This is a genomic window from Neoroseomonas rubea (genome assembly GCF_016106015.1).
GTDB classification, from domain to species: domain Bacteria; phylum Pseudomonadota; class Alphaproteobacteria; order Acetobacterales; family Acetobacteraceae; genus Neoroseomonas; species Neoroseomonas rubea.
On sequence record NZ_JACADQ010000192.1, the window covers coordinates 1 to 7,539 of the forward strand.

Annotated in this window: 8 protein-coding genes; 2 read left to right on the plus strand and 6 right to left on the minus strand. The window is 73.0% G+C overall.

The window, feature by feature from the left end; genetic code table 11:
* Positions 1-1,059, plus strand: a 1,059-nt coding sequence (locus HW577_RS16440; RefSeq protein ID WP_198377233.1) for a thiamine pyrophosphate-dependent enzyme, incomplete at its 5' end; no start/stop codon positions are given.
* A gap of 4 nt (positions 1,060-1,063) precedes the next feature.
* On the opposite strand, the gene HW577_RS16445 is transcribed toward HW577_RS16440, so the two are convergent.
* Both HW577_RS16445 and HW577_RS16450 read right to left on the minus strand, forming a co-directional pair.
* Positions 1,064-2,476 carry an amidase gene (locus HW577_RS16445; RefSeq protein WP_198377234.1) on the minus strand — a complete coding sequence of 471 codons (1,413 nt, stop codon included), beginning with the start codon at positions 2,474-2,476 and terminating at the stop codon, positions 1,064-1,066.
* Positions 2,473-2,679: a hypothetical protein gene (locus HW577_RS16450; protein ID WP_198377235.1), complete on the minus strand. Its 207-nt coding sequence runs from the start codon at positions 2,677-2,679 to the stop codon at positions 2,473-2,475. Before HW577_RS16450 ends, HW577_RS16445 begins: the two co-directional genes overlap by 4 nt.
* A 106-nt stretch (positions 2,680-2,785) precedes the next feature.
* On the opposite strand from HW577_RS16450, the gene HW577_RS16455 reads away from it, so the two are divergent.
* On the plus strand, positions 2,786-3,922 hold the full coding sequence (locus tag HW577_RS16455; RefSeq protein WP_198377236.1) for a mandelate racemase/muconate lactonizing enzyme family protein: 1,137 nt from the start codon (positions 2,786-2,788) through the stop codon (positions 3,920-3,922).
* A 126-nt stretch (positions 3,923-4,048) separates the two neighbouring features.
* On the opposite strand, the gene HW577_RS16460 is transcribed toward HW577_RS16455, so the two are convergent.
* The 4 genes from HW577_RS16460 to HW577_RS16475 all read right to left on the minus strand — a co-directional run.
* On the minus strand, positions 4,049-4,471 hold the full coding sequence (locus tag HW577_RS16460) for a carboxymuconolactone decarboxylase family protein (protein ID WP_198377237.1): 423 nt from the start codon (positions 4,469-4,471) through the stop codon (positions 4,049-4,051).
* Positions 4,472-4,518: 47 nt separating this feature from the next.
* Positions 4,519-5,121 (minus strand): histidine phosphatase family protein, encoded by a 603-nt coding sequence (locus HW577_RS16465; protein ID WP_198377238.1) that lies wholly within the window; start codon positions 5,119-5,121, stop codon positions 4,519-4,521.
* Positions 5,108-5,830: a DUF1194 domain-containing protein gene (locus HW577_RS16470; RefSeq protein WP_198377239.1), complete on the minus strand. Its 723-nt coding sequence runs from the start codon at positions 5,828-5,830 to the stop codon at positions 5,108-5,110. Before HW577_RS16470 ends, HW577_RS16465 begins: the two co-directional genes overlap by 14 nt.
* A gap of 38 nt (positions 5,831-5,868) precedes the next feature.
* Positions 5,869-7,539 (minus strand): O-linked N-acetylglucosamine transferase, SPINDLY family protein (locus tag HW577_RS16475; protein WP_198377240.1); only part of this gene is annotated, 1,671 nt, incomplete at its 5' end.

Genomic DNA, 7,539 nt, shown 5'->3' on the forward strand with positions numbered 1-7,539 from the left:
GCCGCGATCGCCGCCGCGCGCCGCGTGCTCGCCGCAGCGCGGCGCCCGGTGATGATCGTCGGGCTGGAGGCGGTGGATGCCGCGCCTCAGACGCGCGCCCTGGCCGCCGCCCTCGGCTGCCCGGTGCTCGTCACCTACAAGGGCAAGGGCGTGGTGGCGGATGCCGATCCGCTGTTTGCCGGCATCTTCACCGGCGGCGCGGCGGAAGGCCCGGTGCTGGACGCGGCGGATGCGGTGGTGATGGTCGGCGCCGACCCGGTCGAGTTCATACCCAAGCCCTGGCGGTGGGAGGTGCCGGTGATCGAGGTCGCGACCGCCCCGCGCGCCCTGCCCTATCGCCAGCCCGCCGCCGCCGTCACGGGGCTGATCGCGCCGGCGATGGCCGCGCTCGCGGAAGGTGCCGCGCGGTCGGCCTGGAGCGTGGCGGAGATCGCCACGCTGCGCGATGCCTGGCTGCACGCGCTGGCGAACGACCCGCGGCGCGGCGCCGGGCTCGGGCCGCAGCGCGTGGTGGAGATCGCGCAGGCCGCCTGCCGCAAGGCGGGCTTCGATCCGCGCGTCGCGGTCGATGCGGGCGCGCACATGTTCCCCGCCACCACCTTCTGGCAATGCGCGCGGCCGGGCGACCTGCTGATCTCGAACGGGCTGGCCACCATGGGCTTCGCCGTGCCGGCGGGGATTGCCGCCGCGCTGCACGATCCGGCGCGCGGGGCGCTGGCCTTCACCGGCGATGGCGGGTTGCTGATGGGGCTGGGGGAACTCGCGACGGCGGCGGTGCTCGGCGCGCGCCTGGTGGTCGTGGCGTTCAACGACGCGACGCTGTCCCTGATCGACATCAAGAAGGATTCGCGCGACCTGCCCGACGGCGCGCTGGGCTGGCCGCGCGCGGATTTGGCCACGGCGATGCGGTCCATGGGCGGCATCGGCCTCGCGGCCGAAACCGAGGCGGAGTTCGCACAGGCCATGGACCAGGCCTGCGCGGCGAAGGGTCCCGTGCTGGTGGATGTCGCCGTGGACCCTTCGGGCTATCCCGCGCAGATCAAGGCGCTGCGCGGGTAGCGGTTCAGGCCAGCGCGGGTGCGCGGGCGTGCCAGCCCGTGTCGCGCTGGTAGGCATCGGCGACCATCAGCGCGCGCCCTTCGCCGAAGGGCCGTGCCGCAATCTGCAGCCCCATCGGCAGGCCGCGATCGTCGAAGCCGCAGGGCAGGCTGACCGTCGGCAGGCCCAGGTAGTTGAAGGGCCGCGTATTGGCCGAGATCGCCATGTGCCGCGCCCAGTTTGCCGGATCGGCGTCGATGTCGGTCTCGGCGAGCGTGGGCACGCGCATGCGCAGCGAGGGCGTGGCGACGACGTGGTGCTCCGCCAGCGCCTCCCGGCAGAACTGCCGCAGCAGCGGGCCGCGCGCCGACAGCGCCTCTACATACCAGGTGCCGGGAATGGCGTAGCCGCCATAGAGCCGGCCGGAGAGGTGCTTCGCGTAGTCGTCCGCCCTCTCCCGCATCCATTGCGCGTGGATCGTCGCGGCCTCGACCCGGCTGACGACGGCCACATAGGTGCCGATGGCGCGCAGCGAGGGGCATGACACGCGCGATACCTTGGCGCCGCGCGCCTTCAGCACCTCGAGCGACGCCTCGAAGCCCTTGACCACCACGTCGTCCGCGCCCTCAAAAAACCATTCCTGCGGCACGGCGACCGACAGGCCGCGCAGGTCGCCGGTCAGCGCGGCCTCATAGTCCGGCACGGGTTCCGGCGCGCTGGTCGCATCGGCGGGGTCGTGGCCGGAGATCACGCGCATGATCCGCGCGCAGTCCCGCGCCGTGCGGGCGAGCGGCCCGACATTGTCCATCGAGAAGGACAGCGGCATCACGCCGGCGCGGGAGACGCGGGTCTGCGTCCCCTTGATGCCGGTCACGCCGCAGATCGAGGCCGGCAGGCGGATCGACCCGCCGGTGTCCGAGCCCAGCGCGGCGGCGAAGAAGCGCGCCGCGACGCCCGCGCCGGAGCCGGAGGAGGAGCCGCCGGTGCAATAGGGCAGGTTCCACGGGTTGTGGCAGTCGCCGAAATGGCGGTTGTGGCCGGTCGGGTTCTGCGCGAACTCGGCCATGTTGAGCGTGCCCATGTCGATCGCGCCGGCCGCGTCCAGGCGCAGCAGCGCGGTCGAATTCCGTTCGGGCCGGAAGTCGCGGCGGATGGCGGATCCGCAGGTCGAGACCTTGCCCGCGCGGTAGTACATGTCCTTGTGCATCATCGGCACGCCGGCGAGCGGGCCGGCGAGGATGCCGGCCGCGCGCGCCTTGTCCTGCGCGGCGGCGGCTTCCAGCGCCGCGTCAGAATCGAGCCGGATGACGCTGTTGACCTTGCCGTCATGCGCGTCGATGCGCACGAGGCTGGCGCGGACCAGCGCCTCGGCGGTCGCTTCGCCCTTTCGGAAGGCGTCATGCGCCTCGGTGGCGGACAGGGCGGTGAGGTCGCTCATGTGCCCGGCTCCTTCTCCGCGCGCAGCGCGGCTTCGAAGGTGGAAGGCTCGTCCTCGAAGGCGATGGTGCCGCGCAGGGCCTCGAATTCGCGGATCAGCGCGGGGAAATCCTCCAGCGCGCGCGCGGCCGCCGCGTTCGGACAGGCGACGCTGGTCCAGAGGCGGATCGCCTCCTTCGCTGCGTCCATCGGGTCGGTGGCCATGCGGCGTCTCCTCGGCTGGGGTGTGCGATCCTTGCCCGCGCGGCGTGGTTTGCAAACCCCGTGCCCGGCTGGCAGCCTCCCGCGCAATGCAGGAGGAACCGCCGCCATGAAGATCGTCGATGTCCGCGCCTTCCCCACGTCCTTCCCGCTGCCCGCGGGCGGGCCGCGCCTCGGCATCGGCCAGGCGGTCAAGCGCGACGCGGTGATGGTGAAGGTGACGACGGAGGACGGCATCGTCGGCTGGGGCGAAAGCCATCATGGCCGCGCGCACACCGCCGTCGCCAAGCTGATCGAGACGACGCTGCGCCAGCTGATCCTCGGCATGGACGCCTTCGACACGACCGGCATCAACGCCCGCATCTACAAGTACCAGTTGGCCTCGCACGGCATGGGCGCGGGCTGCGCGATGGCGATGTCGGGCATCGACATGGCGCTGTGGGACGCCAAGGGGAAGGCGCTGAACCTGCCGCTCTACAAGCTGCTCGGCGGCGCGGCGCGCCCCGTTCCCGCCTATGCGGGCGGCGTGGCGCTCGGCTACCAGCCCCCGGCGCAGCTGATCGACGAGGCCGGGCCGCATATCGAGGCCGGCTACCGCGCGCTGAAGCTGCGCGTGGGCGACACGGTGAAGGACGACATCGCGCGCATGGAGGCGGTGCGCGACGCCTTCGGCAAGGAGATGGCGATCCTGACCGACGCCAATATCGGCTATTCCATCGACCAGGTGCGGCAGGTGATGCCGGAGATGGACCGGCTCAACATCGGCTGGCTCGAGGAACCCTTCCCCGCGCATGACCACCATTGCTACGCCCAGGCGCGCGGCTATGGCGCCACGCCGCTCGCCGCGGGGGAGAACCACTTCACCCGCTACGAATTCACCCGCGTGCTGGAAGACGGCGTCATCACCATCTGGCAGCCCGATTTGTCGAAATGCGGCGGCATCACGGAAGCGATGCGCATCGCTGGCATGGCGAGCGCCTTCAAGATCCCGATCCACCCGCATTCGTCCATGACGGGCGTGAACCAGGCGGCGTCCATCCACTTCCTCGCCGCGATCGAGAATGGCGGCTACTTCGAGGCCGACATCTCGGTGGCGAACAGGTTCCGCGACGAATTGGGCAGCACGCCCTGGACGATCGGCGCCGACGGCAATGTCCGCCCGAACGAGGCGCCGGGCATCGGCGTCGAGGTGGATGAGCGCTTCCTCGAGGCCTTCCCGGCGATCGAGGGGCCGGGCTACGTCTGATACCGGCGGCCGAAGTCTTCGACCGCTGGCATCCGCATTTTCATGCCCTCAGGTGCCGGGCGGGAACCTCCGGTTTCCGTGGCTCGCCAGACCTCTGGCGTGCCGAATTCGCGGCCTCGGCACGGGTCAGGGACTCCTGCCGTTGGTATCGGCCGGCGGCGCCGCGAGCGCGGCGGCATGTTCCAGCACCACCCGCCCGCTACGGTTCCAGGTGGTGATGCCGCCGACCATGATGCACAGCACCAGCCCCTCGGCCAGTTGCGGCAGCGTCAGCCCCTGCCGCAGCGCATTCGCGGCATGGGACTTCGCACCTTCCGTCGCGCCGGCCAGCACATCCAGCAGCACGAGGCAGAGTTCCTTGGTCCGCAGGTCGAGCGCGCCGCCGGCCTCCGGCGCGCGCATCGCCGCTTCCCGCAGCAGCCCGTAGCCGGCGAAGGCGCCGGGCGCGTGCTGCAGCAGCAGGCGGAAGCCGTCGGGCACCTGGCCGCTCGTCGCCTCGAAATTCGCGATGCCGCGGGCGACCGCAGCGTCCAGCAGATCATCCGCCATGTCGTGCCTCCGTGACGCGGCAGCCTCGGCGTGGCGGCCGCGCCGGGTCAAGCGGCGGCGGCCAGGATCTCCTCCGGCCGCAGCACGCCGAGCAGGACGAAGCCGGGCGGGCGGGGTTCCACGATGGCGATCGCACCTTCGGGAAATTCCTCCTGCCGCAGCATCCGGCCCATCGCGGCCGGGCCGAACTTGTGGATGTGGCCGACCAGCAGCGTGTTGCGCCCGGGCGCGGGAGGCGTCGCCAGCGCGCGGCGGAGCGAGGCCATCGCGGCGGGGATGTCGGCCGTGTAGTCGTCCGCGACCAGGTCCATCGTCACGTCGACCGGCATCCCGCGCGCCATGATCCCGGCGGTGTCGACGGCGCGGAAGACCGGACTGCTGCGAACGGCGCCGAGCGGGATGCGCAGCCGCGCGACGGCGGCCGAGATGTCCTGGGCCTGCGCGATCCCGGCATGGGAAAGGTTGCGCTGCCCCTGCCGGTCCCCGAGCCGCCCGGTATCCACCTGGCTGCGATCCGTGATGGCGTGGCGCATGTAGAGCACATGCCCGCCGCCGCGCAGCAGCGCGACCCAGTCCGGCACCACGCCCTGCGCCGCGACGGGGGCGGCGGCCAGCAGGGCGAGGAGCGCGCGCCGCTCAACCGACCCCATGCGGCACCCCGGCGATCTCCCGGATCAGTTTCGCGCGCATGGCCCGCGCAAAGTCCTGGCGCGTCTCGGCGGCAATGACGAAGGCACCCGGGCCGCCGATCACCTCACGCTCGTAATGCACGCGCAGCGGTTCCCCGAAGCGCGTGACGGGGGAGACCTCGATGGCCAGCGCATTGACGACAATGCCCTGCGCGACGGCCGCGTCGCGCGCCGCGGTGGCGGGCAGGTAGGAACGCATGTCGGGCCCGTCCCCGGCCACGTCGATGACGCGGTCCTCCGACCGGAAGGGGGCGGCGGCGATCAGCGCGGCGGAATGCGCGATGGCGTCGCCGATCGCGTTGTAGGATTGGCGGGACCGCGGCGCGGCGCGGATCGCCTCGGCCAGCGCGGCGGCGGAGGCCGCGTCGCGCACCGCCATCCAGTCGACCGCCGTGGCCGCGCCGCCGGGGCTGCCCCATTCCACCATGGCGACGGCGATCGCCCCGTTGGGCTTCGAGGCGATGGCGGCGAGCACCGCCGGGTGCGTCAGGCTCTCCGCGAGCCCTTCGCGCTGCAGCCGGAACTCGTCCTCGTCGATGGATCCGGAGGCATCCATGGCGAGGACCAGCAACAGGTCCACGGAGGGCGCCGCCTGCGCGACGACAAGGCCGGGCGCGAGCACGCCCGGCAGGCCCAGCACGGCGCGGCGGCGCAGGCGGTTCCGTTGCATGGCCGCAGAGATGGCGCGCGGCGCGCCGTCGGCAAGGTTCAGCCCTGCCGCGCGCACCAGTCCCGCCACATGGCGCGGAAGGCGGCTTCCAGCCCGCGCGCATGGCCTGGCGCGTCGGCAATCGGGCCGAGCGTCAGGCCGGCGCGCACCGCCGCCAGCGCCGCCGGGTCCCGCGCGCGGCGGATCGCCTGCGCGACATAGTCCTCCGTATCCGGCGCGATCCAGTCGCCGATGCCCGCCGCCGTGAGCAGCGTCTCCCCGTTCCGGCTCATCATGCCGCCGCGGCCCGCGAGCGTCAGCGTCGGCACGCCGGCGGAGATCGCCTCGGCCGTCGTGGTGCCTCCCGGGAAGGGAAAGGGGTCGAGCATGAAATCCACGTCGGCATAGCGCGCGAGATAGGCGGCGTAGGGGCTCTGCCCTTCGAGGTCGAGCCGCGCCGCATCCCCACCCGCCGCGGCGAAGCGGGCGCGCGTCGCCTCCGCCACCCCGGCATCGTCGTACTGGCGGGACTTCAGCAGCAGCCGCGCATCGGGCAGGGCCGCGAGGATGCGCGACCAGGCGGCGAAGACGCCCGCATGGAGTTTCGTCGGCGCGTTGAAGCAGCCGAGCACCGGGTGGCCGCGCCGCAGCATGGGCGGGGGCGTGGGCGCCACGGCGCCCTCCGGCTCGAAACACAGGTAGCAGCCAGGCAGGCGCATCACGCGCTCCACATACAGGTGCTCTTCCGCCTGCGGCACCGTCGCCACATCGGCGATGATCCAGTCCAGGGCCGGTGAGCCGGTCGTGTTCGCGTAGCCGATCCAGCCCGCCTGCACCGGCGCGGGCCGGCGTTCCAGCACCGGCAGCCGCGTGCCCTGGGTATGGCCCGACAGGTCGAGCAGGATGTCGATGCCGTCGGCGCGGATGGCGGCGGCGAGTGCCGCGTCGTCCAGCGCCTTCACGCCGCGCCAGCCGTCGCAGAGCACGCGCAGGCGCTGCGTCACGCCATCCCCGCCATCCTGATTGGCATAGGCGATGACCTCGACGCGGCGCCGGTCGAGCGCGGCGAGCGGGCCGCGCAGGAAATACCCCACCGGATGCGCGCGCAGATCGCCCGAGAGCAGGCCGATGCGCAGCCTTCGCTCCGGGTCGCGGGCATTGGGGAAGGCGGGCGGCGGGGCCGGCGGGAAGGCTTCGCCATAGGCGCGATGCTCCCGCGCCACCTGCTCCGCCGTCATGCCCGGCAGGTAGTTCGCCAGCAGCAGCAGGTTATGCCACGCGGCGCGGCAGGTTGGATCCGCCGCGATGGTCGCGCGATGCGCCGCGGCGGCCTCCTCCGCCCGGCCCGCCTGGTGCAGCGCGACGCCGAGGTTTACCCGAAGGTCGGGACGGTCCGGCCGCGCCGCGACCACGCGCGCGAATTCGGCCGCGGCGGCGGAAGGGCGTCCGAGCGCCATCAGCGCGCCAGCCCTCTCGTTGCGCAGCACCGTGTCCCCGGGCGTCGCGGCGAGCGCCGCTTCGAGATGCGGCAGCGCGAGGTCCGGCCGGTGAATCGCGGCCCAGAGACGGCCGGCGCGACCATGGAGCTCCGGTGCCCCGGCGGCGATGGCGGCCTCCACCGCCTCCGCCGCATCGGCGGTGCGGCCGGCGGCATGCAGGAGCGCGGCGAGGTTCGCCGCGGCACGGCCATAGCCGGGGCGGCGGGCGAGCGCGGCGCGGAAGGCGGATTC